The 26,252-nt window shown below is 68.2% G+C and carries 22 protein-coding genes, 1 pseudogene and 2 riboswitches; of the genes and pseudogenes, 12 read left to right on the top strand and 11 right to left on the bottom strand.

What is annotated here, in order from left to right:
- Positions 1-9: 9 nt before the first annotated feature.
- From ACPTTC_RS25440 to ACPTTC_RS25415, 6 genes are all read right to left on the bottom strand, one after another.
- On the bottom strand, positions 10-918 hold the full coding sequence (locus tag ACPTTC_RS25440; RefSeq protein ID WP_423394417.1) for an ABC transporter ATP-binding protein: 909 nt from the start codon (positions 916-918) through the stop codon (positions 10-12).
- A 45-nt stretch (positions 919-963) separates the two neighbouring features.
- Positions 964-1,938, bottom strand: a complete 975-nt coding sequence (locus ACPTTC_RS25435) for an ABC transporter permease (RefSeq protein WP_175970478.1) — start codon at positions 1,936-1,938, stop codon at positions 964-966.
- Between the two features lie 64 nt (positions 1,939-2,002).
- Positions 2,003-3,910, bottom strand: a complete 1,908-nt coding sequence (atzF, locus tag ACPTTC_RS25430) for an allophanate hydrolase (protein WP_423394416.1) — start codon at positions 3,908-3,910, stop codon at positions 2,003-2,005.
- Positions 3,907-7,497: an urea carboxylase gene (gene uca / locus ACPTTC_RS25425; protein ID WP_423394415.1), complete on the bottom strand. Its 3,591-nt coding sequence runs from the start codon at positions 7,495-7,497 to the stop codon at positions 3,907-3,909. Before uca ends, atzF begins: the two co-directional genes overlap by 4 nt.
- A 127-nt stretch (positions 7,498-7,624) precedes the next feature.
- Entirely contained in the window at positions 7,625-8,281 is a 657-nt protein-coding gene (locus ACPTTC_RS25420; protein WP_423394414.1) for an urea amidolyase associated protein UAAP2, read from the bottom strand.
- Between the two features lie 11 nt (positions 8,282-8,292).
- Positions 8,293-9,048 (bottom strand): urea amidolyase associated protein UAAP1, encoded by a 756-nt coding sequence (locus ACPTTC_RS25415; protein ID WP_423394413.1) that lies wholly within the window; start codon positions 9,046-9,048, stop codon positions 8,293-8,295.
- Positions 9,049-9,105: 57 nt separating this feature from the next.
- A riboswitch (guanidine-I (ykkC/yxkD leader) is annotated at positions 9,106-9,239 on the bottom strand.
- Between the two features lie 432 nt (positions 9,240-9,671).
- Positions 9,672-9,793: riboswitch (guanidine-I (ykkC/yxkD leader) on the top strand.
- Between the two features lie 137 nt (positions 9,794-9,930).
- Between ACPTTC_RS25415 and ACPTTC_RS25410 the strand changes: the two genes are divergently transcribed.
- From ACPTTC_RS25410 to pal, 4 genes are all read left to right on the top strand, one after another.
- Positions 9,931-10,953 (top strand): ABC transporter substrate-binding protein, encoded by a 1,023-nt coding sequence (locus ACPTTC_RS25410; RefSeq protein ID WP_175970473.1) that lies wholly within the window; start codon positions 9,931-9,933, stop codon positions 10,951-10,953.
- Positions 10,954-11,143: 190 nt separating this feature from the next.
- Positions 11,144-11,383 carry a hypothetical protein gene (locus ACPTTC_RS25405; RefSeq protein ID WP_423394412.1) on the top strand — a complete coding sequence of 80 codons (240 nt, stop codon included), beginning with the start codon at positions 11,144-11,146 and terminating at the stop codon, positions 11,381-11,383.
- Between the two features lie 145 nt (positions 11,384-11,528).
- Positions 11,529-12,740, top strand: a complete 1,212-nt coding sequence (locus tag ACPTTC_RS25400; protein ID WP_423394411.1) for a porin — start codon at positions 11,529-11,531, stop codon at positions 12,738-12,740.
- Positions 12,741-13,137: 397 nt separating this feature from the next.
- The gene (pal, locus tag ACPTTC_RS25395; protein WP_175953723.1) at positions 13,138-13,629 is read left to right on the top strand and encodes a peptidoglycan-associated lipoprotein Pal; all 492 of its coding nucleotides are present in this window, start codon (positions 13,138-13,140) and stop codon (positions 13,627-13,629) included.
- A gap of 90 nt (positions 13,630-13,719) precedes the next feature.
- On the opposite strand, the gene ACPTTC_RS25390 is transcribed toward pal, so the two are convergent.
- From ACPTTC_RS25390 to ACPTTC_RS25375, 4 genes are all read right to left on the bottom strand, one after another.
- Positions 13,720-14,979, bottom strand: a complete 1,260-nt coding sequence (locus ACPTTC_RS25390; RefSeq protein WP_423394410.1) for a c-type cytochrome — start codon at positions 14,977-14,979, stop codon at positions 13,720-13,722.
- Positions 14,976-15,671 carry a (2Fe-2S)-binding protein gene (locus ACPTTC_RS25385; protein ID WP_423394409.1) on the bottom strand — a complete coding sequence of 232 codons (696 nt, stop codon included), beginning with the start codon at positions 15,669-15,671 and terminating at the stop codon, positions 14,976-14,978. The genes ACPTTC_RS25390 and ACPTTC_RS25385 overlap by 4 nt, the downstream gene beginning before the upstream one ends.
- Positions 15,668-18,544, bottom strand: a complete 2,877-nt coding sequence (locus ACPTTC_RS25380; RefSeq protein WP_423394408.1) for a xanthine dehydrogenase family protein molybdopterin-binding subunit — start codon at positions 18,542-18,544, stop codon at positions 15,668-15,670. The genes ACPTTC_RS25385 and ACPTTC_RS25380 overlap by 4 nt, the downstream gene beginning before the upstream one ends.
- A gap of 90 nt (positions 18,545-18,634) precedes the next feature.
- A complete protein-coding gene (locus tag ACPTTC_RS25375; RefSeq protein WP_423394407.1) occupies positions 18,635-18,805 on the bottom strand; it encodes a hypothetical protein in 171 nt (56 codons plus the stop codon).
- 271 nt (positions 18,806-19,076) lie between these two features.
- Here ACPTTC_RS25375 and ACPTTC_RS25370 point away from each other — a divergent pair, with 271 nt between their 5' ends.
- Together ACPTTC_RS25370 and ACPTTC_RS25365 are read left to right on the top strand one after the other, a co-directional pair.
- Positions 19,077-20,627, top strand: coding sequence for a diguanylate cyclase domain-containing protein (locus ACPTTC_RS25370; RefSeq protein WP_423394406.1), 1,551 nt, complete (start codon positions 19,077-19,079; stop codon positions 20,625-20,627).
- A gap of 256 nt (positions 20,628-20,883) precedes the next feature.
- A complete protein-coding gene (locus tag ACPTTC_RS25365; RefSeq protein ID WP_423394405.1) occupies positions 20,884-21,159 on the top strand; it encodes a hypothetical protein in 276 nt (91 codons plus the stop codon).
- Here ACPTTC_RS25365 and ACPTTC_RS25360 read toward each other — a convergent pair.
- Positions 21,156-21,419, bottom strand: coding sequence for a hypothetical protein (locus ACPTTC_RS25360; protein ID WP_423394404.1), 264 nt, complete (start codon positions 21,417-21,419; stop codon positions 21,156-21,158). The two genes, ACPTTC_RS25365 and ACPTTC_RS25360, sit on opposite strands and share 4 nt — an antisense overlap.
- Between ACPTTC_RS25360 and ACPTTC_RS25355 the strand changes: the two genes are divergently transcribed.
- The 6 genes and pseudogenes from ACPTTC_RS25355 (at position 21,418) to ACPTTC_RS25330 (ending at position 26,246) form a co-directional block, all read left to right on the top strand.
- Complete coding sequence (locus ACPTTC_RS25355; protein ID WP_423394403.1) at positions 21,418-22,452, top strand: succinylglutamate desuccinylase/aspartoacylase family protein; 1,035 nt, start codon at positions 21,418-21,420, stop codon at positions 22,450-22,452. The genes ACPTTC_RS25360 and ACPTTC_RS25355 overlap by 2 nt on opposite strands.
- A gap of 135 nt (positions 22,453-22,587) precedes the next feature.
- Positions 22,588-22,858 (top strand): annotated as a pseudogene (locus tag ACPTTC_RS25350) (type II toxin-antitoxin system MqsR family toxin).
- Between the two features lie 2 nt (positions 22,859-22,860).
- Positions 22,861-23,262: a type II toxin-antitoxin system MqsA family antitoxin gene (locus tag ACPTTC_RS25345; RefSeq protein ID WP_175953739.1), complete on the top strand. Its 402-nt coding sequence runs from the start codon at positions 22,861-22,863 to the stop codon at positions 23,260-23,262.
- Positions 23,263-23,569: 307 nt separating this feature from the next.
- Positions 23,570-24,130 carry a GNAT family N-acetyltransferase gene (locus ACPTTC_RS25340; RefSeq protein WP_423394402.1) on the top strand — a complete coding sequence of 187 codons (561 nt, stop codon included), beginning with the start codon at positions 23,570-23,572 and terminating at the stop codon, positions 24,128-24,130.
- 55 nt (positions 24,131-24,185) lie between these two features.
- Positions 24,186-25,133: an ABC transporter substrate-binding protein gene (locus tag ACPTTC_RS25335; RefSeq protein ID WP_423394401.1), complete on the top strand. Its 948-nt coding sequence runs from the start codon at positions 24,186-24,188 to the stop codon at positions 25,131-25,133.
- Positions 25,134-25,196: 63 nt separating this feature from the next.
- Complete coding sequence (locus ACPTTC_RS25330) at positions 25,197-26,246, top strand: LLM class flavin-dependent oxidoreductase (protein ID WP_423394400.1); 1,050 nt, start codon at positions 25,197-25,199, stop codon at positions 26,244-26,246.
- Positions 26,247-26,252: the final 6 nt, after the last annotated feature.

Below are 26,252 nucleotides of genomic sequence, written 5' to 3'. Positions count from 1 at the left end.
CATCACGGCTTACTCGACGTTGTCCGATACATCCGTCATGCGGATCATGTGCGGCCTCACGCCGTCGTCCATTGTCACCGCGTCCTTCGGATGGATCAGCGCCTCGAGCCGCGCCTTCGTCGCGACGAACTCGGGCGTATTGACCTGCGAATAGTCCCGCGGCCGCGGCACGGGCACCTCGATCAGTTCCTGCACCGCCCCCGGATTCGCCTTCAGCACGAGAATCCGGTCCGCCAGAAAGATCGCCTCGTCGAGGTCGTGCGTGATGAACAGGATCGTCACGTCGATGTTGCGCCAGATGTCGAGCAGATGCGTCTGCATCTTCGCCCGCGTCTGCGCGTCCAGTGCGCCGAACGGCTCGTCCATCAGCAGGATGCGCGGACGGTTCGCGAGCGCGCGGGCAATCGCCACGCGTTGCTTCATCCCGCCCGACAGCTGGTGCGGGTACACATCCGCGAAACGCGTCAGCCCGACGAGATCGAGCCACTGCAGCGCTTCGCGCTCGGCTGCGCCGCTGCTGCTGCCGTTCATCCGGAGGCCGAACATCACGTTCTTCTTCACGGTGAGCCACGGGAACAGCGTATAGCCCTGGAACACCATCCCGCGATCGGCGCCCGGCCCCTGCACCGGCTTGCCGTCGAGCAGCACCTCGCCGCTCGTCTGTGCTTCGAGCCCCGCGAGGATGCGGATCAGCGTCGACTTGCCGCAGCCGGACGGGCCGATCACGCACACGAATTCGCGCCGGTACGTCCGGAAACTGATGTCGTCGAGTGCGACGCACTCGCCTTGCGGTGTCGCGAAACGCTTGCCGACATGACGCACGTCGAGTATTACGTCGCGGGTTTTCAAGCGCGCGAAACGCTCGCGCACGGCGTCGGACTGCATCAGGTAATCGGGAACGGCGCGCGGGTTCTGCATGATGGCCTCTGCGGAAATCGGTCGATGGGTGTGCGGCAACGGGCGTCACGCTTTCAGCGTGCGATCCCACGGAAACAGCCTGCGACCGAGCAGCCCGAGCACGATGTCGGTGCCGAGGCCGATGATCCCGATCATCAGGATCGCCGCATAAACGTTGTCGAAATGCTGGTAGCGCGCCTGCTGGCTGATGTACCACGTGATGCCCGAGCTCGTGCCGACGAGTTCGGCGACGATCAGGTAGGTCCAGGCCCAGCCGAGCAGGATGCGCTGGTCGCGATACAGGTCCGGCAGCACGCCGGGGATCACGACGTGCGTGAGCAGCTTCAGCTTCTTCGTGCCGAGTGTCATCGCCGCCTCGAACAGCCCGTATTCGAGCTTGCGCGTCGTGTTCGCAATGATCAGTACCTGCTGGAAGAGCGTGCCGATCACGATGATCGCGACCTTCGGCGCGTCGTAGATGCCGAGGATCGCGACCATCAGCGCACCGAACGCCGGTGCGGGCAAGTAGCGGAAGAACTCCAGGAACGGCTCCTGCAGCCGCGCGAGCACGCTGAAGGTGCCGCAGACGATGCCGAGCGGCACGCCGATCGCGGACGAGATCACGAAGCCCCAGAAAATGATCCGGATGCTGTGCCACAGACTCTCGTGCAGCCAGACGCCGTCGCGGGATGCCGGCGGTGTCGTGAACGCGGTGTAGAACGCGCGCAGCACCTGGTGCGGCGCGGGCAGGTAGACCGGGTTCGCGCGCACGCCTTCCGGCACGGCCGCGTGGGTCGCTCGCGCATGCGCCAGTTCATCCTCGAACACGTCGCGGTCGATCTGCATGCCGGTCTGGAAATAATCGACGCTGCCCGGGTTCGTGATGCGCATTTGCGGATGCCAAATGAACGGCACATAGCTGATCAGGCACCAGACGGCGAACGGCAGCAGGAAGGACGCCACGCCGAGCGTCCATTTTCCGCGTGTCGTCAGCTCACGGCGCACGGCAAGCCATTCGGTCGGGTTGCGGGTCATGGGCATGAAAATCTCCATATCGTTTCAGGTGCCGGTCGCGCGCATGCCGGGGCGCCGCGCGACCGGGCGTTCATTGCGATGCACCGCGCGCGGCGCTCGCGCGGTAAGCGCGCCAGCCGCCGAAGTGCGTGATGTCCTGCGCGCCGTCGAGCGCCGCGCTTTCACACAGGAAGCCCTGCACCCGAGCGCCGTCCGCGAGCGCCAGCGTGCCGATGCCGAGCGGGTCGGGGATGCCGGCGACGAAGCTGCCGTAAGCGTCAACCGGCATCTCCCAGATCTCGACCGCGATCGACGCGCCGCCGTCCGGCACGCGCACGAGGCCCGGCTTGGCGACGCCGCCGGATACCGCCGCCGACAGCGCGTAGAGACGATAGGCGGGCGCTGTTGTCGTTGAGGCGACGAGACGTCCGCCTCGCTGCGTGAGCTGCCAGTTGAGCGGCTCACCGCGCAGGTGCGCACCGACGACCGCCACCCGCACGACACCGGACGACGCGCCGGGCACCGACGCCGTAGTTGCATACGCGTCGCCGGCGGCGTCCGCCTGCGAACCGTCACACGCGGCTGCGCCGCTGCCCCGTTCGTGAGCATCCCCCCACGCCTGCGCAAGATCGAGCAACCGCGCGTCGTCGTGCGCGCGCCCGACGAACGTGATGCCGAACGGCAACCCCGCATGCCGCCCGGTGTCGCAGCGGCCGGCGGGCACCGCGATCGCCGACAGGTCGAGCAGGTTGACGAAGTTCGTGTAATAGCCGAAACGCGAATTGATGCCGATCGGGTCGGCTTCGAGTTCGTCGACGGTCGCCGTCGTCGCCGAAGTCGGCATGACGATCGCGTCCAGTCCGTTCCATGCGCGACCGGCCTCGACGCGCAACGTCGCGAGCGTGTCGAACGCGGCGAACGCATCGGCCGCGCTGAAGCGCGCCGCGCCGCCGACGATTTCGCGAATCACCGGATGCAGCGCATCGGGCTCCCGCGCCGCGAAGGCGCCGATCGCGGCGAGCCGTTCGGCAACCCAAGGGCCTTCGTAAAGCAGCCGCGCGGCAGCCAGGAACGGGCTGAAATCGATCTCGACGATCCGCGCGCCGGTCGCGCGCAGGCGTTCGAGCGCGGCGCGCCACGCCGCGCCATACGATTCGTCGCCGAAGAATTGCAGTTGATCGGCGCGCGGCGTGCCGAAGCGCAACTGCCCGAACGGTCGCGCCGGTTGCGCGCGCAGCCCGTCCGTACCCAACAACGGCTGCCATGCGCGTCCGTACGGATCACCGTCGGTCACGCCGTGCGCGGCGGCGAACACCGCCCGCGCGTCGGCCGCCGAATGCGCGAACACCGACACGCAATCGAGCGACCGGCAGGCCGGCACGACGCCGAGCGTGCTCAACACACCCCTGGTCGGCTTGAGCCCGACGAGCCCGTGGAACGCCGCCGGCACACGCCCGGAGCCGGCCGTGTCGGTACCCAGCGAGAACGACGCGACACCGAGCGCCACGGCCACCGCCGACCCAGAGCTCGAGCCGCCCGACGCATGGCGCGGATCGAGCGCATTGCGGCACGCGCCATAAGGCGAGCGCTGGCCCGACAACCCGGTCGCGAACTGGTCCAGGTTGGTCTTGCCGATCGGGATCGCACCGGCCGCGATCAGCCGCTCGACGACGGGCGCGCTGCGCGCCGGCGTGTACGCGTAGGCCGGGCAGGCGGCCGTCGTCGGGATGCCGGCGAGGTCGATGTTGTCCTTGATCGCGAACGGCACGCCGTACAGCGGCAATGACGCGAGGTCGCGCCCGGCCAGCGCGTCGGCATAGGCCGTCATCTCGGCCTGCGTCAGCGGACGGATCCATGCATGATGCGGATCGCCCGCGGCAAAATGCGCGGCGATCGCGTCGACGAGCGCGTGCGGCGTCAGGTCGCCCGCCGCATAGCGCGCACGCAGCGCGGCGATCGAGCGGACCCCGGGCACGATCGAACGTTCGGTCGTGCTCATGCGACCTCCTCGGCGGCGCCCGCCTTCATCACCATCAGCCGCTGGCCGGCGACCACCGTCGCGCCCGGCGCGCAATCGATCGTCTCGATCGTGCCGTCTTCCGTCGCCGTCACCGCGACCTCCATCTTCATCGACTCGACGATCGCGACGACCTGCCCCTCGGTCACGCGCTCACCGGCTTGCACCAACACCTTCCACAGGCTGCCCGAAACGTCCGCGGCAATCGCGCGCTGCGTATCGGCGAGCACGCCGGCTTCCCGCGCGGCGTCCGCATCGCCCGGTGCCGCGTCGCCGACGTATTCGGCATGCCCGGCTACCCGCCACCGTTCGCGCTCCGCTTCGAACGCCGTCTGCTGGGATGCCTTGAATGCGGCGATCGAATCCGCCTCGTCGCGCAGGAAACGGTTGTATTCGCCGAGATCGAACACCGATTCCTCGATCTTCAGCCCGGCGCGCCCCGCGACGAAATCCGCGCGCAGTTGCGCCAGTTCCGCCTCGCTGACTTCGTAGAAGCGAATCTCGTCGAAGAAGCGCAGCAGCCACGGCTTGCCGGCTTCGAACGCTCGCGTGGTCCGGTGACGATTCCACATCTGGACGGTGCGGCCGACGAACTGGTACCCGCCGGGGCCCTCCATCCCGTACACGCACAGATACGCGCCGCCGATGCCGACCGCGTTCTCCGGCGTCCAGGTGCGCGCGGGGTTGTACTTCGTGGTGACGAGCCGGTGGCGCGGATCGATCGGCGTCGCGACGGGTGCGCCGAGGTACACGTCGCCGAGCCCCATCACGAGGTAGCGGGCGTCGAACACGATGCGCTTCACGTCGTCGATGGCGGCGAGTCCGTTGATGCGCCGGATGAACTCGATATTGCTCGGGCACCACGGCGCATCGGGCCGTACCGACTGCATGTAGCGCTCGATCGCGACACGCGTCGACGGATCGTCCCACGACAGCGGCAGGTGCACGATGCGGTTCGGCACGCGCATGTCGGCGACGTCCGGCAATGCGCGTTCGGCCGCCTGCAGATGCGCGAGCAGCGTATCGAGCGGCAGTGTCCGCGGGTCGAACTGCACCTGGAGCGAACGGATGCCCGGCGTCAGGTCGAGCATGCCCGGCAGACGGTGCGCATCGAGCCAGCACATCAGCGCATGCACGCGAAAACGCAGGTTCAGGTCGAGCACGAGCGGCCCGTATTCCACCAGCACGTTGCGGTCGCCCGAGCGCCGGTAGACGACGCCGATGCCGCCGCCGGCCGACGGGTCGCGATGCAGCACGCACTCGTGCGGCGCGCCGGCCGGCGCCGGGCGCGCAACCGCGTCGGCGGCAGGCCCGGGCGACACGCGGGCGCGCACGAACTGCACGGTATCGCCGGGCCGCAATTGGCCGAGCTTCCACAATTCGTCATGCACGACCGTCACCGGACACACGAAGCCGCCGAGGCTCGGGCCGTCCGGGCCCAGGATCACCGGCATGTCGCCGGTGAAATCGACCGCCCCGATCGCATACGCGTTGTCGTGGATGTTCGACGGATGCAGGCCGGCCTCGCCGCCGTCCGAGCGCGCCCATTGCGGCTTCGGGCCGATCAGCCGGATGCCGGTGCGGCTCGAGTTGTAATGCACCGTCCACTGCGTGCGGTACAGCATCGCGATGTCGTCCGGCGTGAAGAAATCCGGCGCACCGTGCGGGCCGTCGAGCACGCCGAGCGTCCACGCGTGCGTCAGCGCGGGAATGTCGGCCGCGGCCAGCGTGGCGCCCGGGTCGCCGCGCCCGGCTTCCGCGTCCAGATGCAGTACGTCGCCCTTGCGCAGCGCACGCCCTGCATGGCCACCGAACTGGCCGAGCGTGAAGGTCGCCTTGCTGCCGAGATAGTCGGGCACCTGCAGCCCGCCTTTCACGGCCAGGCATGCACGCACACCGGCGCCCGTCACGCCGCCCAGCTTCAGCACCGCGCCTGGCCGCGCACGCAGCACCTGCCAGAACGGTGCGGTTACGCCATCGAGCGATGCCGCGAACGGTGCGCCGCCGAGCACGAAGAGCGTCTCGGCGTTGAAGCGCAGCGTCGCGCCGACCATCGTGAACTCCAGCCCGGCCGCGTCGCGCGCATTGCCGAGCAGCGCGTTCGCGAGCGTGAAGGCTCGATCGTCCATCGGCCCGGACGGCGGCACGCCGACGTTCCAGTAGCCGACGCGCCCGGGCGTCTGCTGCACGGTGGTCTGCACGCCGCCGTCGAGCACGTCGATCGTGTGAGGCGCGAACGCGAAGCGCGACAGGAAGGTCGTCGTCGATGCGCCGCGCGCGAACGTGTCCGAACCGGCAATCGCGCGCAGATAGTCGAGGTTGGTCTCGATGCCGTACAGCTCCGTGCGCGCCAGTGCGCGCCGCAGCGCGGCCAGCGCGTCGCGACGCGTATCGCCATGCACGATCAGCTTCGCGAGCAGCGGATCGTAGTACGCGCTGATCTCGGTGCCCGCCTCGATCCATCCGTCGACGCGCACGTCGTCCGGAAACGCCACGTGCGTCAGCAGCCCCGCACTCGGCAGGAACTGCTTGTGCGGATCCTCCGCATAGAGCCGCACCTGGATGCTTGCGCCGCGCGGTGCAACGTCGAGCGTGTCGAGCGGCGGCAGATCGCCCTCCGCCTGCAGGATCATCCATTCCACGAGATCGATGCCCGTCACTTCCTCGGTCACGCAATGCTCGACCTGCAGCCGCGTGTTCACCTCGAGGAAATAGAACTGGCGCGTATTGGCGTCGAACACGAATTCGACCGTGCCGGCCGACGCATAGCCCACCGCTCGGGCAAGCCGCACCGCGCTCGCGTGCAACGCGGCGCGCTCTTCATCGGCCAGGCCCGGCGCGGGCGTTTCCTCGATCACTTTCTGGTTGCGACGCTGCACCGAGCAGTCGCGTTCGCCGAGCGCGATCGCATTGCCGCGGCCGTCGCCGAAGATCTGCACTTCGATGTGCCGCGCGTGCTCGACGAATTTCTCGAGATACACGCCCGCATGCGCGAAGTTCGCGGTGCCGAGCCGCACGACGGAATCGAACGCCGCTGCGAGCTGCGCGGCGTCGCGGCACAGGGACATGCCGATCCCGCCGCCGCCCGCGGTGCTTTTCAGCATCACCGGATAGCCGATCGCGTCGGCTTCGGCGAGTGCCGTCCGTACGTCGTCGAGCAGGCCCGTACCCGGCAGCAGTGCGACGCCCTGCGCAGCGGCGAGTTCGCGCGCGGTGTGCTTGAGCCCGAACGCGCGCATCTGGTCGCCGCGCGGCCCGATGAAGCGCAGGCCCGCGGCTTCGCATGCGTCGGCGAAACCGGCGTGCTCGGACAGGAAGCCGTAGCCGGGATGCACGGCTTGCGCGCCCGTCTCGCGCGCCGCGGCGAGAATCGCCGCGACGTTCAGGTAGCTGTCGGCCGCCGGCGCGGGGCCGACCCGCACGGCTTCGTCGGCGAGCGCCACATGGCGCGCATCGCGGTCGGCGTCGGAGTAGATCGCGACCGACGCGATCCCGAGCCGCTTCAGCGTGCGGATCACGCGGCATGCGATTTCGCCGCGGTTCGCGACGAGGACTTTGTCGAATCTCATGGTGCCTCCCGCCGGGCTGCCCCAAGGCAGGCAACCGCCCCCGTGGGAGGCAGTGAACGTGTCGGCCCGGAGTCGCGCTTCGGCGCGTACGCCGGCCTCATGCAAAGCAAGCGAGCGTGGGGGGTGTTCATTCGGCCTCCCAGATCGTGAGGCGTACGGGCGTCGGGTTGTACCCGTTGCACGGGTTGTTGAGCTGCGGGCAGTTCGAGATCAGCACGGTGACGTCCATCTCCGCGCGCATCTCGACGTACTTGCCCGGTGCGGAAATGCCGTCCTCGAAGGTCAGCCCGCCGAGCGCCGTGACGGGCACGTTCATGAAGAAGTTGACGTTGCCGACGAGGTCGCGCTTGGTGAGCCGCGCGCCCGCGCCGCACGTGCAGTGCGCGATCGCGTTGAGGAAGCTGTCGCGGCAGTTGTGCATGTGCCGCTTGTCGAGCGCATAGCGCACGGTGTTGCTCTCGGCCGCGCACGCGCCGCCGAGCGTGTCGTGACGGCCGCAGGTATCGGCAACGATCGTCACCATCGGGTTGCCCCGGCTCGACAGCAGCACGCTGCCCGCGCTCAGGTACAGGTTGCGCTGTGCGCGGATGGTGTCCTGCGCGCTGTAACGCTCCTCGGGGTCGTCGGACCGGTAGAACAGCGTGTCGACGGCCTGATTGCCTTCGAGGTCGAGGATGCGCAAGACCTGCCCGCGCTTCAGGTCGCGCAGCCACGGTTCGCCCGCGTTCAGTGTCGTATCGTGGATCGCATCACGCGAATCGAGACGGCTTTCGATGATCGGCATGGCTCGGCTCCTTACGCAAACAGGCGATCGGTGTTGGCGAAGCCGCGCATGTTCTCGGCGCACGCGCGGCGGCACGAGTCGTCGTCCGGCGCCGCGCCGTCCGCCGGATACGCGCGGTACGCGATCAGCTTCACGGCCTTCGGCGCGTAGTCCGGGCGCGGATCGAGCGGATGCGGCGCCGTCGAGAACGCCGCCAGCGTGTTCATTTCGAAGCGCAGGTCGAGGGCGCTGCCGGCCGGCGAGTGTCCGGCGACGAAGTCGAGCGCGCCGTCGTCGCGCGTTTCGAGCTTGCTGAAGAAATTGACGTTCGCGACGAGGTCGCGCGCCGACAGCCCGTATTTCGCGAGCTCTAGCACGAGGCTGTCCCGGCCGTTGCGAATCATCGCGTTGCGATCGACCTGATACGACGTCGTGCCGTACTTGTGCGCGAACAGCCGCGCATCGCCGACGCCGCCGAGCGGGTCGTGCCAACCGAGCGTGTCGGCCGTGATCGACGCGATCACGCGCCCCATGTCGGTGTACAGCGCATGGCCGCGCGTGAGGTGCGCGGTGTGCTGTGCCTTCAGCGTGTCGGCCATGTTATAGCGTTCGAGCGGGTCTTCCTGGCGATGAAATACGGCAGACAGGTTGGCGCCGCCGTCGACATCGACGACGCGCAGCGCGAGACCGCGGCGCAGGATGCCGGACCAATGGGTTCCGGCGGGAATGAGCGTTTCCCACACGACGTGTGGCGGCGGGGCAAGGACGGCTTGGGGGCTCGGCGACATGGCGGCTCCGTGGTCGGTTGGACAAAAAGCGTGAGAGGGCGACCGAACGACATCGCGACCTCCCGGGCTTTTATCCCTCCGTGGAGCCTCGCCGTTTCCTCGAATCGAGGAGAAGACAAGACCGGATTGCTCTCGGACCAGCCATCGCACGGCGCGAACGCCGCACGACCGGAACCCTAGCGATCCTGAAGATGATGCAAATTGCTTCGCACCTCTCGGGCATCGGATAAGCGAGTTGCGTGCCAGCGTATGCGGAATCGCCGCGCCATGGGGCTTTCCGCCATGCGCGCGTTGACGAGCACTGCACCGGAGGCGGTTGGCTGCCCTTGCGGCGGGCGTGCCCCGCACCATGCAAACGCGCTCCCGCACCGGCGCAGTGCGCGCCGCGCCCGCCTGCACGACACGATCGTCGATGGCATGGGCATTGCTCGATGCCTGCACCTTCACTCGTGACGCGACACTTCATGAACAAGCTCGACCTGCTCCGGCGCGCGCTGAGCGCGCTCTTCTCCGTGCGCTTCATCGAACTGCAGCGCGCGTCGCGCCGCCGCTGAGCCTGCCCGCCGCGTGCCGTTGGCACGCTTCTCGCTCGGTATGACGCCGAGAGGTGCGGCGGCGTCGCATCTTAGGGGTGCTAGGGTTCCGGTTCATCGAACGTCTGGTCCGAGAGCAGCCCGGCGCGGATTCGTCCGGTCGCGAGACCGGGCGCGCACACGCTACACGGCGGGACAAAAGCCCGGGAGATTGGCGATGGCAACGGCCGTCGCGCCTCTCCGTGGCCGCTTCATTCGTTCCGCATCCGCAGGAACCGGCCACGCGGCCGGACCGTGCACTGGCATGGTCCGTATCGACGATCCCGATCCCGGTCTCCTGGAGAAAACGATGACCCGCCCCGCCCTGGCGCTGCGCCGCCTGCTGTCCCGCCGTTCCGTCCGTCACGCATTGGGGGCCGCCGCCACGGCCGCCACGCTGCTCATGACGCCCGCCGCACACGCGGCAGCACCGCTCAAGATCGGCTACAGCGACTGGCCCGGCTGGGTCGCGTTCCAGGTCGCGCTCGACAAGGGCTGGTTCAAGGAGGCCGGCGTCGATGTCGATTTCGAATGGTTCGATTACTCGGCATCGCTCGACGCGTTTTCCGCGGGCAAGCTCGACGCGGTCGCGGCGACGAACGGCGACGCGCTCGTGACGGGCGCGGCAGGCGCGAAGAACGTGATGATCCTGCTCACCGACTACTCCGCCGGCAACGACATGATCGTCGCGAAGCCCCCGCTGCGCAGCGTCGAGGCGCTGAAGGGCAAGAAGGTCGGCGTCGAACTCGGTCTCGTCGATCACCTGCTGCTCGAAACCGCGCTGCAGAAGCACGGGCTGAAGGACGGCGACGTGACGCTCGTGAACGCGAAAACCAACGAACTGCCGCAGGTGCTCGGTTCGTCGACCGACATCGCCGCGGTGGCCGCGTGGCAGCCGAACGCGGGCGAGGCGTTGAAGCGCGCACCCGGCGCACGCGCGATCTTCACGTCGGCGGATGCGCCGGGGCTGATCTACGACGCGATCACGGTCGCGCCTGCAAGCCTCGCCGCGCGCCGCGCCGACTGGGCCAAGGTGATCAAGGTCTGGTATCGCTGCGTCGCGTACATCAACGACCCGAAGACGCAGGCTGACGCCGTCCGGATCATGTCCGCGCGCGTCGGCCTCGCGCCGGAACAATACCTCCCGCTGCTGAAAGGCACGCACCTGCTCGACGAAGCTGCCGCGAAGCGCACGTTCCGCAAGGGCGACGGGCTCGATTCGATCTACGGCTCGACGCGCAACGCGAATGCGTTCAACGTGCGCAACGGCGTGTACAAGCAGTCGCAGGACGTCGACGCCTATATCGATCCGCGTCTGGTGATGCCGCATTGACGGGCGCGGGGCCGGGCTTCAGGCGCCGGCCCCGCGCGCGGACACACGTGCATCCTGCTGTTGCCGCCGCACCGCATTTAAATCGACGTGCGGCTGCGTCGGGTGGCGAAAGCCCCGGCGCCGCCGCGCCGAAGAACGGCCCGGAACAGGGCTGCCGGAGCGGTATCGCGCGATCGGCCGCGAACATCGCGTGCCCGTCGCCGCCGAGCTGCGCCTCGGCGACGAGGCCACCCTGCCCGCTCCCGCGTCAAGCACGTCGAACCCGATCCGCACGACATCGCGGCGCAATGTGTCGATCGGTCTCGACGTCATGCCACCGCGCGGGCACGCGCGTCGACGCATCGAAATAGCGGCTTGGGTCGGCCACGGCATCGGGATCGCCAAGCGTGCCCGAGTACGTCGACGGCCGGCCGCCGCGCCCGCCGCCTGAACATCGCCCCCTCCGCCTCGCCGCGATTCTGCGCGATTTCGCAGAGGACCTTTCCTGTGCAACGCCTTAATCGACCGGCGCACGATCTCCAATAATGGCCGCTCGATCCGCCGGCCGCCAGGCCGGGAAAACGATAAAAACTCCTATGCATTCCTACAAGATGAACAAGCACGCCAGCACTCGACTCGCGGGGACCGCCATTGCCACCTGCCTGACCGCCCTCGCGTCGGGCGGCGTACACGCACAGAGCAGCGTGACGCTGTACGGCCTGATCGACACGTCGATCACCTACGCGACCAATCAGCGCACGCACGGCGCCGGCTCGCCGGGCAGCGGCGCCGTCGCGATGACGAGCGGCGCACTGAACGCGGCACGCTGGGGGCTGCGCGGCAACGAGGATCTGGGCGGCGGGACGGCCGCGGTCTTCACGCTCGAAAACGGTTTTTCGGGCACCAGCGGCGCGCTGTCGCAGAAAGGCGTCGACATGTTCGGCCGCCAGGCATGGATCGGCCTGAGCTCGAAGACGGCCGGCGCGCTCACGTTCGGCCGCCAGTACGACCTGATCCTCGATTTCGTGACACCGCTCGGCGCGTCCGGCCCCGGCTGGGGCGGCAACCTCGCGGTGCACCCGTACGACAACGACGATTCGAACCGCAACCTGCGCATCAACCACGCGGTGAAGTACATGAGCCCGACGTACCGCGGGCTGAGGTTCGGCGCGATGTACGGGTTCTCGAACACGGCAGGCCAGTTCTCCAACAACGCGGCGTGGAGCGCGGGCGTGTCGTATGAGAACGGGCCGCTGAAGCTCGGCGCCGGCTACCTGAAGATCAGCCGCGACCGCAATGCGCCGAACCCGAATGGCGCACTCAGCACGGTCGACGGCTCGGCGACGATCACCGGCGGCAACCAGCAGATCTGGGCCGCGGCCGGCCGTTATGCATTCGGGCCGCATTCGGTCGGCGTCGCGTGGTCGCACTCGGCCACCGACGGCGTGACGGGCGTGCTCCAGGGCGGCAGCATCGCGCCGCTAAAGGGTGAATCGCTCGTGTTCGACAACTTCGCGGTCGACGGGCGCTTCTCCGTCACCCGCGCATTGAGCCTCTCGGCCGCATACACGTACACGATGGGCCGCTTCGACACGCGCAACGGCCAGACGCGCCCGAAATGGAACCAGGTCGTGGCGCAAGCCGACTATGTGCTGTCGAAGCGCACCGATGCGTATCTCGAAGGCGGCTACCAGAGCGTGAGCGGCGGCAACGGCAATCCCGCGTTCAACGCGACCGTCTGGACGCTGACGCCGTCGGCGAACAGCAACCAGGTCGTCGTCGCACTGGGGCTGCGGCACAAGTTCTGACGACGCGGAGTGGAGCGGCGCAGCGCTGCTGCGCCGACCGCGTAGGGCATGCATTCCCGCACCGCCCGATCGTCATGCCCCGAGCCGGAAAGGCCGCGCCCGTGCGCGGCCTTGCCGCCGGGGCATCGCCCGCACGGCGGCAAGAATGCCGCCCGGCTGTCGCGTCGGCGCAAAAAAATGCGGAGAAACTGGTCACGCTGTGACATTTTTCCTAATCTGTTTGCAGCGACGCCGAGATTTGGCGTTCCGGTCGCGACACTCTTTCATATGGCGCACCACCGGCTTACGAACATGATTCACGTCATGGCGCCGGACCTTTCGCGCTGTTGCGGCCGGATACGGACGTGCCGATCGCACGCCCCACGCGTTCAACGCAGTCAACCGCAGGAGACGAACGATGAGCAAAACGAACCGATTTGCGGTCCTGGCAACCGTGGTACTGCTGGCCGGTTGCCACCACGCGGCCAAGACGCCCGAGAATGCCGGCATGGCGCCGACGCCCTCGAGCGAAGCCGTCGCAACGGTGACGGCCGACGAGCTCAACAATCCGAACAGCCCGCTCGCGAAGCGCAGCATCTACTTCGATTTCGACCAGTATTCCGTCAAGCCCGAATACCAGTCGCTACTGCAGGCGCATGCCGATTACCTGCGCAGCCATCCGGCTCGGCACGTGCTGATCCAGGGCAACACCGACGAACGCGGCACGTCCGAGTACAACCTCGCGCTCGGCGAACGCCGTTCGCAGGCCGTGATGAGCGCACTCGAAACGCTCGGCGTGCAAGCCTCTCAACTCGAGGCGGTCAGCCTCGGCAAGGAAAAGCCGGTCGCGCTCGGCCACGACGAGGATTCGTGGGCGCAGAACCGCCGCGCCGATCTCGTCTATCGTTGATCGCGGGCCGCCGCGACGGCGGCCTTCGCTTCAGTATCCGCGCGAGCACCGGAAACCGGCTGAATCGCACGCGACGCCCCGCGGCACGACTTAACGCATGGCCTTCACGTCGGCCGGCGTGACGCTCGCGGGCTGGCCGCCCCACGTCGCACGCAGGTAGTTCGCGAGCTGCGCGAGTTCGTCGTCGCTCAGCGTAGGCGCGAAACCGGGCATCGGCTGCAGGTTCTCGAACCCGGCAAACTTCTGCTCGCCGATGCCGTCGAGCATCGCGACCAGCAGGTTGCGCGGGTCGCCCTGGCGCACCGTCGAATTGCCGTTCATCGGCACCGCCACGTGCGGCTTGCCCTCGCCGTTGAAGCCGTGGCAGCCCGCGCAGACCGCGAGATACACCGAGCGGCCGGCCGCGAGTTGCGCGGCGTCGGCCGACACCGGTTTCACCGGCTGCGGCGCGGGCGGCGTATCGCCCAGCAGGTACACGGACAGCGCGCGCAGGTCGTCCTTCGTCATGTACTGCGTGCTCAGGTGCACGACCGGGTACATTTCGCCGAATGCCGAGCCTTGCGGGGCGATGCCGACGCCGAAGAACGTCTGCAGGTCGGCGCCCGTCCAGCCGCGCGCGGCCAGGCCGGCCGGCGTGATGTCGGGCGCGGCCACGCGGCCGAGCGCGGCGCCGGCGAACGGCTTCGCGCTGTCGAGCTGGCCCGTGAACGCGCGCGGCGTATGGCATTCCGCGCAGTGGCCGAGCGCCCCCGCCAGATAGCGGCCGCGCTGCCAGTCGGCGGACTGGCCGGCCGAGGCATCGGGCAGGCTGTCCTTCAGGAACACCTTGTCCCAGAAGACCATCCCGAAACGCAGGTTGTACGGGAACTTCAGCGCGTGCTCGCGGTTTTCCTGCGCGACCGGCCTGACGGTCTTCAGGTACGCGTACATCGCGTCGGAATCGGCGCGCGTGAGCTGACGGTACGACGTGTACGGCATCGACGGATACAGGCGCTTTCCCGGCGCCTTGCCGTCGTGCAGCGCGGCGTAGAAGTCGTCCGCGCTCCAGCTGCCGATCCCGTGATCCTTGTCAGGCGTGATGTTCGAGCCGTAGAACGTGCCGAACGGCGATTCGAGGGGCGCGCCGCCGGCGAACGGTGCGCCGTCCTTCGCGGTGTGGCACGCCGCGCAATCGGCGGCCTTGACGAGATAGCGGCCGCGCGCGATCGGGTCGGCGCCAGGCGCGCCGGACGCCGCGCTCGAGGCCGGTGCGTCATGGCCGCCGCACGCGGCGAGCAGCAGCGCGCAAGCCGCGGCGAGCACGGGGAGGCCCGCTGCCCGCGCTGCACGATGAGCGAATGTGCGTTTCATGCGGCGTCCTTCACGAGTCCCGGCGTTGTCAGCACCACGTCCTTGACGGCTTCGTAGTAGCGGACATAGCCCGTGCAGCGGCAGAGGTGCGCGTCGAGCGCCTCGGTGATGGTGTGCTCGACGTCGGCCTTCGCAATCGGCTCGCGCTTCAGGCGTTCGATCAGCACGGTTGCCGCATTGACGAAGCCCGGCGTGCAGTAGCCGCACTGGAAGCTGAAATGCTCGAGGAACTTCTGCTGGATCGGCGACAGCTCGACCACTTCGCCCGCTTCGTTGCGCTTCGCGTGACCTTCGATCGTGCGGATCGAGCGGCCATGGAAGAAGTGCGCGCCGGTGATGCACGTGCGCATTTCCTCGCTCGTGCCGTCCGGCTTGTCGACGATCACGACACACGCGTGGCAGATGCCCTGCCCGCAGCCGAGCCGCGAACCGGTGAGGCCCGCGTATTCGTGCAGGAACTCGATCATCATCAGCCCTTCCGGCACCTGCATCGGGCCGACGGACTTGCCGTTGATATTGATCGACAGCGGCTTCGACTGGAACCGGACGAGCGGACGCTCGACGGCGGCCGGAGCCGATGCCGGCACTGCCGGAGCCGATGCCGGTGCGGCCGAAGCCGCGCTCGGCGCCGAAGCGCCGGTCGCGGCGGCGCTGGCGCTCGCGGCCGAAGCCGCGGGTTGGGCGGTCGTCATGCGAGCACCTCCTGAATCTTTTGCGGGGTCACCGGCAGGTCGGTGAAACGATGGCCGATCGCGTGCGCGATGCCGTTCACGATCGCGCCGACGACGGGAATCATCACCACTTCGGCGACGCCCTTCGGCGGATCGGTCTCGGACAGCGGCGGCAACACGTCGCCCGTCTGCGTCCAGACGGCGACGTCCGACGCGCGCGGCAGTTGGTAACGGTTGAAGTTCCACGTGCCGTTGCCGGGGCCGTCTTCATATAGCGGCAGGTATTCGTGCAGCGCGTGGCCGATACCCATCGCGAGACCGCCCTGCAACTGGCCCGACACGAGCTGCGGCGAAATCTGGTTGCCGCATTCCATGATCGAGTGGTGCGTGAGCAGCTCGACCTTGCCGGTCGCTTCGTGCACGGCCAGTTCGACCAGCGTGCCGACTGCCGTGTAGTACGTGACGGCCGCGTTGTTGCGGCTCGTCGGCGGGATGAACACGCGCTTGCGGTCCAGCACGCGGTAGCCGTTCGCGGTCGGCGCCAGCGTGCCGTGCATCGCGGTCGCGCCGGCCGGTGCGGCGGTGCCGGGCACCGGGCCGTCGTCGCCCGTCTTCGGCGCGCCGACGCGCAGCGACAGCCCGTCGATCGGCAGACGCTCGATCGCGCCGCCCACTTCGAACTCGGCGTCGGTCCACTGCCAGCGGTTGAACACGTGCACGACGGCGCCGGTCGGCAGGCCGAGCGCATGCGCCTGCTTCGCGAGCTGCTCGAACGACAGCGGCTCGAGGCCGTCGGCGGTCAGCTTGCCGTCGACCCAGCGCGCGTCCTCGATGCGGATCGTGTACGGCGCCGCCTGGCCGCCGCCGAGGCCGCGCGTCCAGATCGACATCGCGGCCGGCCACAGGCCGTAGCGGAACACCGCGCGTGCGGCTTCGCGCGTGCTGTGCGTGAAGTAATACGCGGAGTTCGTCGCGCTCGACGGCGACGCATAGCTCGGCGACCAGCGCGGGTTCGCGCTCAGCCGATCCTGGTCGGCCTGCGACATGAGGTACGGATCGCCGCTGGTCTCGACCGGCAGGTCCGGCCATTCGGTCAGGGCCACGCGCACGTCCGTTGCCGGGCGGCCCAGCCATTTCGCGACCGCGACGGCCTGCGACGTCGACATCCCGGTGCCGATCTCGGCCGCCGTGTGCTGCAGCGACACCTTGCCGTTCTCGTCGAATTCGACCTTCGCGAACGATGCTTCCGCACCCGTGCCGAAATCCTTCTGCACGCAGGCGAAGCCGACGCCGTAGCGCTTGCCCGGATTCGCGGCCTCGTAGTCGGCCTTGCGTGCGGCGCGGTGCGTCCACAGCGGATGCTGCTTCGCGCGCTCGAGCACCTCGTCGACGCGCAGCGCGCCGGCGGGAATCGCACCCTGCGTGTTCTTCATCCCCGATCGCAGCGCGTTGCGCAGGCGGAAATCGATCGGGTCGATGTTCAGTTGCGCGGCGATCTCGTCGACCGCAATCTCGGTCGCCGCCATGCTCTGCAGCGTGCCGTAGCCGCGTGCGGAGCCGGCATCGATCGCGCGCGACGCGATCGCGACCGCGGCGAGGTCGCTTTTCGGGAAGTAATAGATCGATTGCGCGGCCGTCGCCCCCACCATCGCGACCGACGGCGAGAAGTTCGAGCGCCCGCCGCCGTTCGCCTCGAAGTCGCCCTTGAACGACTGCAGCAGGCCCGTGTTGCGGTCCACCGCGATCCGGTAATGCATCTTGAACGCGTGACGCTTCAGCGACGTCTGGAACTGCTCGTAGCGGTCGTTCGCGAAACGCACCGGGCGACCGTCCGCGTACAGCGCGCAGACGAGGCCGTAGAACGGCACGTTGAAGTGATCCTTGGAGCCGTAGCCGACCGTGTAGCACGGATGCACGAACAGCTTCTTCACCGGGAAGCGGCACTTCGCGACCATCTCGGCCGCGCTCTGCGCCACTTCGAGCGGCGACTGGGTCGGCACGACGAGGTGCAGCGACTGCGTCGCGGCGTCGTACCAGCAGTTCGCGTTGTCCGGCTCGAGCGCGGCCGTATCGACCGACTGCGTGTTGTACTCGCGGTCGAACACGAGCCAGTCGGCCGGCGGATGGTCGAGCTCGCCGGCGATCTGCCCGGCCAGGAACATGCCCTGCTCGTCGAGCTTGCCGTGCTCCTTGCCGTCCGGCCATACCGGCAGGTGCTTGCGCATCATGCTCGGGAAGATCGGCGCGTCCTTCAGGCTCGAATAGACGTCGTCGTCATAGGCCGTCTTGCCGCCCACCCGAACGTAGCGGAAGGTGCCCCACGGATCGCGCTCGAGCGGGCCTGTGACCGCGCCGTAGCGGATCACGTCGTCGCGGAACTTGAGCGCGTTCTTCGCAAAGCGGAAGCGCGCGAAGTCGTGGTAGATGAGGATCGCGACCGCATGGCCGAGATACGCGGGCGTCTTGCCGGCCGGCAGCAGCATGTCGTCGCCGTAGAACGCCGGGAACGCGACGCCGTCGCGCACGAGATCGTCGGCCGTGACCACGCGGTCCGGCTTCAGGTCATCGCCGAGCAGCGACAGGTCGAAGCCTTCGTACGTGCGGTCGGCCTGCGTGACGCGCAGGATCAGCGCATGCGACTGCTGCTGCGGCCAGTGCGGCATGTCGGCTGCGCGCACGTCACGGGCGAACACTTTCGAGCCCGTGACCTTCGCGATACCGTCGATGCGGAACTGGGGGATGCCGGTGACGCTATCCCATTTGACCGGGGTGAGGAGTTTTTCTTCGAAGAGCGCCGCGAATGCGCGGCTGCCAAGGGGCGCGACATACACCGCGACGCCCGCCAGCACGCTGGCTTTCAGAAAACCCCGCCGTGACAGGCCGTGGTTTTTCATTGGGGGAACCTCCTGAGGCGGCTCGGACGGCGATCGGGTGTCGCGACGTTCGGAGCGGCGCGCATTCTGGCATTGTTTTCGATATATCGCCTATAGTATTTCCCGCATGAAATACTTATTGAATTTCTTATAACGGGATTCATACGGGCTGCGGCGGACGGTCGCGGCGCGCAATGCGTCGGCGATTTGCGCGCATTTGCCTCCGGTCGCACCGGCTTCGGCCGGCATCGACATCTGCCGACGGGCAAGCGCGCCACGCATCGCGGCCGGTCTCCGGTCGGCCACCGTACATCGTTCCATTCGCAACGATCCTGCGTCCGCCCCTTCGAATGCGCAACAATTTCGCAGGCGCGGTTGACGACCAGCGGCCGGGTGCTGTCCCGTGTCGATGAGCTGCTCCTGCCATGCTCCCGGGCACCCCGCGCGGCCCGTGTTTCATGGTAATGTCGCGCGTATCCGGCTTGCCGGCGCTTCCGCTACGTGCCGTGCGGGCGCCGCCGGCCATCGCGACATCGTGTCGAGGTCAAAAACCATGGCAGTCAGGACATCTCTCCTGCACTCCGTTCTCGCCACTCCTTCCTCCGGCAACCACCGTGTCACGGCGGCGTTGCGCCCGTCGATGCTGGTCACGCTGTTCGAGGATATCCGCCCGATGGCGATGTCCGGGCTCGCGAGCGGCTTCGTCGCGGCCGTCGCGCTGATCCGGCTGCAGCAACTCTGGTGTCTCGTCTGGCTGATCGTCGACATCGGCCTGCTCGCCGCCCGGCTCGCGATCGTGCGCGCCTACACCGTGCGCCGCGACGCCGGCGACGATCGTGCCGAATACTGGGCGAGGCGCTATGCGCCCGTGTCGCTCGCCGCGTGCTACGTGCTCGGCCTCGGCGTGATGGGCTGCGTGGACGCCGTCGACGTCGAGCTCGGCACGCTGTCGGTGATGGTCGCGGGCGGCGTATTCGGCGGGATCGCATCGCGCAATTCGGCGCTGCCGCGGCTCGCGATGACGCAGGTCACCCTCGGCGTGCTGCCGATCGGCCTCGGTGCCGTGCTGGCGGACCGGCCGGGCGCGTGGCTGCTGCTGCCGCCGCTCGCGATCTATCTCGCGGCCATGCGTACGGTCGTCCAGCGCCATTACCGCGTGCTCGTCGCGCTGATCGCCGCGCGCCAGCGCAACGCCGAACTCGTCGCACATTTCGATGCTGCCCTCACCTACATGCCGCACGGCCTGTGCATGATCGACAGCGAGACGCGCGTGATCGTCGCGAACCGCCGCACCGCGCAGCTGTTCGGCTCGCCGCGCGAGATCATGCTCGATACGCCGCTGGCCGACGTCGTCGCCGCGCTCGGCACGAACGCCATGTGCGATCCCGGCGGCGCCGGTCTCGCCGCACAGTGCGATGTCTGGCTGACCCGCGACGAACCGGAGCCGTTCGATATCGTGCTCGCCGACGGCCGACAGCTCGAACTGACGCGCCACCGCGTGCCGGACGGCAACGCGGTGATCATCGTCGAGGACGTCACCACGCGCCGCCTGACCGAGCAGCACATCCGGCATCTCGCCCGGCACGACGCGCTGACGGGTTTGCCGAACCGCCACGAACTGCATGCCCGGCTCAAGCGAATGCTCGCGCACCGGCCGCGCGTGCCGGGCCCCTCGCTCGCCGTCATGTATCTCGACCTCGACGGCTTCAAGGCGATCAACGACCGGTTCGGCCACCAGGCCGGCGACGACGTGCTGACGCAGGTCGCCGCGCGGCTCGGCAAGACGCTGCCGCCCGGCGAGCTGGCCGCGCGAATCGGCGGCGACGAATTCGTCGTCGCGATCGACGACACGACGATGCACGCTTGCTCGCTTCTCGCCGCCCGCATCATCCGGCAGATCTCGGCGCCGTACACGCTGTCGATCGGCGAGACGGTGAGCCTCGGGATCAGCATCGGCATCGCGCTCGACGACGGGCACGGCTCTCCCGACGAGCTGATCCGGCAGGCCGACAGCGCGCTGTACGACGCGAAGTCGGCCGGCAAGGGCATCTACCGCTTCTATTCGAGCGGCAGCAGCCGGGTCACGCCCGTGACCGCGAGCTGACCTGCCTGCGCGCGCCGGCCGCATCTCCCGCTTTCACTCGCCTCCGCCTCCTCCCGACGATTCAATTCCGAAACGCTTTGCATCGCCGCACGTGGCGTCGCACGTTCGCGTGTCACGTGACGTGTTCCGTAACATCGCCGCTCGCCACCGGTCACGTTGGCCGCAGAAGGCGGCACGATCGACGCCGTCCCAGGCTTTTCCGACCTGGCACTCTTATTGCTCCCTGTCAGGAAAACAGGTTTCAGGGAGACCCAACATGAATACCGTCGAAGTCCTCAGCCGAAGCGAAACCATCGACGAACTGGACGTGATCGACGGCGCATCGCTGATCCGCCGGCTCGTCTCGGAGCGCCGCATGCCGGCCGTACGCGAAGCCCGATGCGTCGACAATCCGCCGCTGACGCTGTACGGCGCATTTCGCCAGGGCGTCGCCGATCACGGCGCACGCCGCGCGAATCCGTATCGCGCCGGCAGCCGTCTCTGGGCACTATGGGAAGAAGGACGTCTCGAAGCTGAAACATCGGGCCGCTAAGCCGCCCGCACGCGCCGGCCCTGTCGCGGCAAAGGGCCGGCGCGAAACATCAGGCCCGCATGCGGCCGGCCGACCGGCATGCCGTTCATCGTTGCAACATCGCACGGGGTTTCGCGCATCGGATTTGCAACTCGCGGGTACGCATCGATGCGCTTGCCGGTTGACGGCGTTCGGCGTTCGGCGTTGACCCACCCGGCGCGGCGCGCAGCAGTCGTTTCCCGATAAGATGGCAGATTCCGTTCCTCGAACGATGCCGCCATGACCGCCTCTTCCTCACACCGCAATCCCATCCACTGCGAAATCGATCTCGACGCGCAAGGCAAGCACGCAGGCTACCTGCGGCTGCCGCATTCCGTGCACCGCTCGGCGTACGGCTGGCTGCCGATTCCGATCGCGTCGATCCGCAACGGCGACGGCCCGGTCGCGCTCGTGATGGCCGGTAATCACGGCGACGAGTACGAAGGCCAGATCATCGTGTCGCAACTGATGCGCGAGATCGAGCCCGAGATGGTCAGCGGGCAGTTGATCCTGCTGCCGATGGCGAATTTCCCCGCGGCGGATGCAGGCCTGCGCGTGTCGCCGCTCGACGAAGGCAACCTGAACCGCAGTTTCCCCGGCGACCCGACCGGGACGCCGACGCAGATGATCGCCCACTACATCGAGCATGCGCTGCTGTCGCGCGCGCAGTATCTGGTCGACCTGCATTCGGGCGGCAGCTCGCTGCTGTACCAGGGCGGCAACATGCTCGCGATCGATCCGCTCGACGCCGACGAAGCCGCGAAGCTCAACGGGCTGCTGGTCGCGTTCGGGTTGCAGAACGCGCTGCTGCACGCGCCGAATCCTGTCCATTCGGCGTCGGCCGCGCGCCGGCAGGGCGCGATCTCGATCGTGACCGAACTCGGCGGCGCGGGCATGGCCGATCCGTCGCTGATCCAGATGGGCCGCCACGGGTTGCTGCACTACCTCGGCTATATCGGGCTGCTGCGCGGCGCGCTCGTGCCCGACGCGCCGCCGACCGTCACGCGCTTCATGCGTGTCGATGGCGACCGCCACTTCGTCTACGCGTACGAGCGCGGGCTGTACGAGCCGCTCGTCGAACTCGGCGACCAGGTGAAGGCCGGGCAGCCGGCCGCGTGGGTGCATTTCCCCGATACGCCGCTGCGCGAGCCGGTGCTGCACCGGTTCAAGGGCGACGGCGAAGTGGTGTGCAAGCGCGTGCCCGCGCAGGTGCGGCGCGGCGATTGCCTGTTTCAGCTGGCCGAACCGTCCGCGGCGCCGACCATCGGCCAATAGGCCAATTCCGGATTCATCTCTTTCCCGTGCTGTCTGCCATTCATGGCGGACGGCACGCGTGCACCATTAACCAACTTGACAAATTAACCTTTTTGGTTATGATCGCAGACGGAAAAGAGAACACCTCACTGCGAGCTGTCTCGAGTCAGAACACTCATCGAGAACGGCAACGTGCGTTTGACCGCGAGTGCGGTATCGGGCGCCCAGCAACTCGGTTTTACGGAAAGGCAGGCGGTCGGTATCGTCATGTCGCTGACCGCCGACGATTTCTACAAGAGCATGACGACATATGCCGACCATACGATCTGGCAAGATCGTATATCAGCCTCGTACCGTGCGTGGCGACGTGTATCTGAAGCTGACTGTGGTCGACGACGTCCTGGTCGTGTCTTTCAAGGAGCGGTGAAAATGAAATGCCCTGCCTGCGGTGCCGCCAAGCTGGTCCGCGATACACGAGACATTCCCTATACGTACAAGGGTCGATCGACGGTCGTCCGCGATATCACCGGTGATTTCTGCCCGGCCTGCGGAGAGTCGGTTCTCGACCTCGACGAGGCGACCCGTCTCGGCGACGCGATAACCGAATTCAACAAACAGGTGAATGCGACCATCGTCGACCCGAAGTACATTGCGAAGGTACGCAAGAAGCTGATGCTGGATCAGCGCGAGGCGGCCGAGATATTCGGTGGCGGTGTCAACGCGTTCTCCCGCTACGAAACCGGCAAGACGAACCCGCCGCTCGCCCTCGTGAAGCTGCTCAGGATACTGGATCGTCATCCGGATCTGCTCGCCGAAGTGCGGGCCGCGTAGGCTCGCGTCATTCAGCAGTGCGCATGCGTGCAGCACAGCCTTCGACGCGTGCGCGTTCCGCCCCACCCCGCTCCCGCTGCAAGCCTTCTGACATCCGCCGCGAAATCCTTATCGAAATTGCTTCGTTCGCCTTTGCCGGCCGCGCCGCTAACGTGTTCAAAACGGCGGCGGCCCGCCACATGCATCGCAGGATGCACACCGGCCGCCGCCATCACGACAACCGCGCCGCGATAACGGAACAGACCGGACGGGCCGCGTGCCCGCACCCCGCCAGGAACGTCCGCATCGCGCGCCCTTCGCGATGCCCATGGCCACGACCGACCGCCTCATCGACACGACGCCGCTCGACGTCCGCGCGCAGCCGCTGATCGACGCGCTGATCGACGAATATTCGACCCGCTACCACGCGTATCGCCCCGACAGCCGCGCGTCCGCACGCGACGAGCTCGCACGCTACCCGGCCGAACGGTTCGCCCCACCCGAAGGCGCCTTCGTGCTGCTGCTGCGCGACGGCGAAACGATCGGCGGCGGCGCGTTCAAGCGTTACGACGCGCAGACCGCCGAGCTCAAACGCATCTGGACCCGCTCGGACCTGCGCCGCCAGGGCCTCGCCCGCCTCATCGTCGAGGCGCTCGAGCTACGCGCCGCGCAGCAAGGCTATCGCCGCGTCTACCTGACCACCGGTTTTCGCCAGCCCGAAGCATGGGCGCTGTACGACCGCACCGGCTATACGCGGCTGTTCGATTCGTCGATCGCGCCCGAGGCGTATGAGCACTTGCGGTTCGGCAAGGATCTCGCCGATCCGTCGCGCACGTCGACGCTGGCCGACCTGTGGGCGCCCGTGCCCGAACCGGTGCTGTCGCGCTGAGCGCGGCCGCCCCCTGCCTCCCTCCGATCTCCGCTTGCCACCACAGGACGCTTTCATGCAACGAGCCGTACCGCTTTCTTCCCGTGCCGCGCGCACGCTCGCCACCGCGCTGATCGGCCTGACCGTGTTCGCCGCAGCCGCGGCCGCCGCAACGTTCGACCTGAGCCCCGAACAGCGCGGCCGCCCGCGCGGCGCGGCCGATCCGGCCGTCGAGCGCGCAGTGCCCGCGTCGTTCAAGTTCGCCGAGCCCGGCACGCTGACGATCGGCATCGCGCCGAGCCTGCCGCCGATCAGCTCGTATGCGACCGATGCACGCACGGTGATCGGCTTCGACGCCGATGTCGGCCAGCTCGTGTCCGACAGCCTCGGCCGCAAGCTGAAGATCGTTGCGCTCGCGTGGGCCGACTGGCCGCTCGCGCTCGAATCGGGGAAAGTCGACGCGGTGATCTCGAACGTCACCGTCACCGAGGAGCGCAAGCAGAAGTTCGATTTCTCGTCGTACCGCCACGACCTGGTCGGCTTCTACGTGCGCAACGACAGCAAGATCCAGGCGATCCGCGAGCCGAAGGACGTCGCGGGGCTGCGTGTCGTGACCGACGCCGGCACCAACCAGGAAAAGATCCTGCTCGCCTGGGATCGCGAGAACGTCGCGCACGGGCTGAAACCCGTGCAGATCCAGTATTACGACGACCAGGCGATGCGCATCGTCGCCGTGCAGTCGGGCCGCGCCGATGCCGTGTTCAGCGTGAACTCGGTGCTCGCGTACCAGAGCGCGCAGCAAGGCAAGACGCGCCTCGTCGGCGCGATCAGCGGGGGCTGGCCGCGCACGGCCGACATCGCGATCGCGACGCGCCGCGGCAGCGGTCTCGCCGATCCGCTCACCATCGCACTGAACGGGCTGATCAAGAACGGCCGCTACCAGCAGGTGCTCGACCGCTGGAACCTCGCGTCCGAAGCGATCGACCAGTCGCGCACGAATCCGCCGGGGCTGCCGAAGAGCTGAGCGCCGCGCCCGCCTACCGTCGATTCACGCCCCCTCCACGCTCACGCAGGAACGTCGCCCACCATGTCTTATTCGCTTTCGTTGCTGGACAAGAGTCCGATCGCCGACGGCGCGAACGCCGCCGACGCGCTGCGCTTCACCACGACGCTCGCGCAACGCGCCGAGCAGCTCGGCTACGCGCGCTTCTGGGTCGCCGAGCATCACGGCACGCCGGCTTTCGCAAGCTCGGCGCCGGAGATCGTCGTCGCGCACCTGCTCGCGCACACGTCGCGCATCCGCGTCGGCTCGGGCGGCGTGATGCTGCAGCACTACAGCCCGTTCAAGGTCGCCGAAACCTTCAAGGTGCTGGCCGCGCTCGCGCCGGGCCGCGTCGATCTCGGCGTCGGCAAGGCGCCCGGCGGGTTGCCGCTGACCACCCGCGCGCTGCAGTGGTTCCACGACAAGGCGCGCAAGCCGGACTTCGCGGGCCAGCTCGAGGAGCTCGACGCGTTTCTCGGCTGGGGCGTCGCCGAGGATCACCCGCTCGCCGGCGCGGTCGCGATGCCGGTGCCGCCGCAGCCGCCCGAACGCATCCTGCTCGGCGGCTCGCCGGACAGCGGCGCGCTCGCCGCGCGCAACGGCTGGCGCTTCTGCTACGCCGGGCATTTCAACGGCGACGACGCGAACCTCGAACGCTCGCTGGACGCGTACCGCAGCGCGGGCGGCACGAAACCGCTCGTCGCGCTGTACGCGGTGGCCGCGCCGACGCGCGACGAGGCCGAGCAGCTGATCGGGCCGCTGAAGATCTTCAAGCTGCAGTTCGCGGGCGGCCAGAGCTTCAATCTCGCCAGCGCGCAGGCGGCCGCCGAATTCGCGCGACAGAGCGGCGCGTCCGACTACCGGATCGACGAGCTGCGCCCGACGGTGCTGGCCGATACGCCCGAGCGCATCCACCGCGCGCTCGATGCGCTGAGCCGGCGGCTCGACGTCGACGCGTTCGTGATCGACTCGCCGGTGACCGACTACGCGGCGCGGCTCGCATCGGCCGAATGGCTCGGCGGCGCGCTGTCGGCCACGCCGTTGCAGGCGGCCCTCGCGGCCGGCCGCTCCCTTTCCCCTGACCAGGACGCGTGACGCTCC

This window comes from Burkholderia mycopellens (genome assembly GCF_964265025.1).
Taxonomy (GTDB): domain Bacteria; phylum Pseudomonadota; class Gammaproteobacteria; order Burkholderiales; family Burkholderiaceae; genus Burkholderia.
This window is presented reverse-complemented; position numbering and strand designations above follow the sequence as displayed.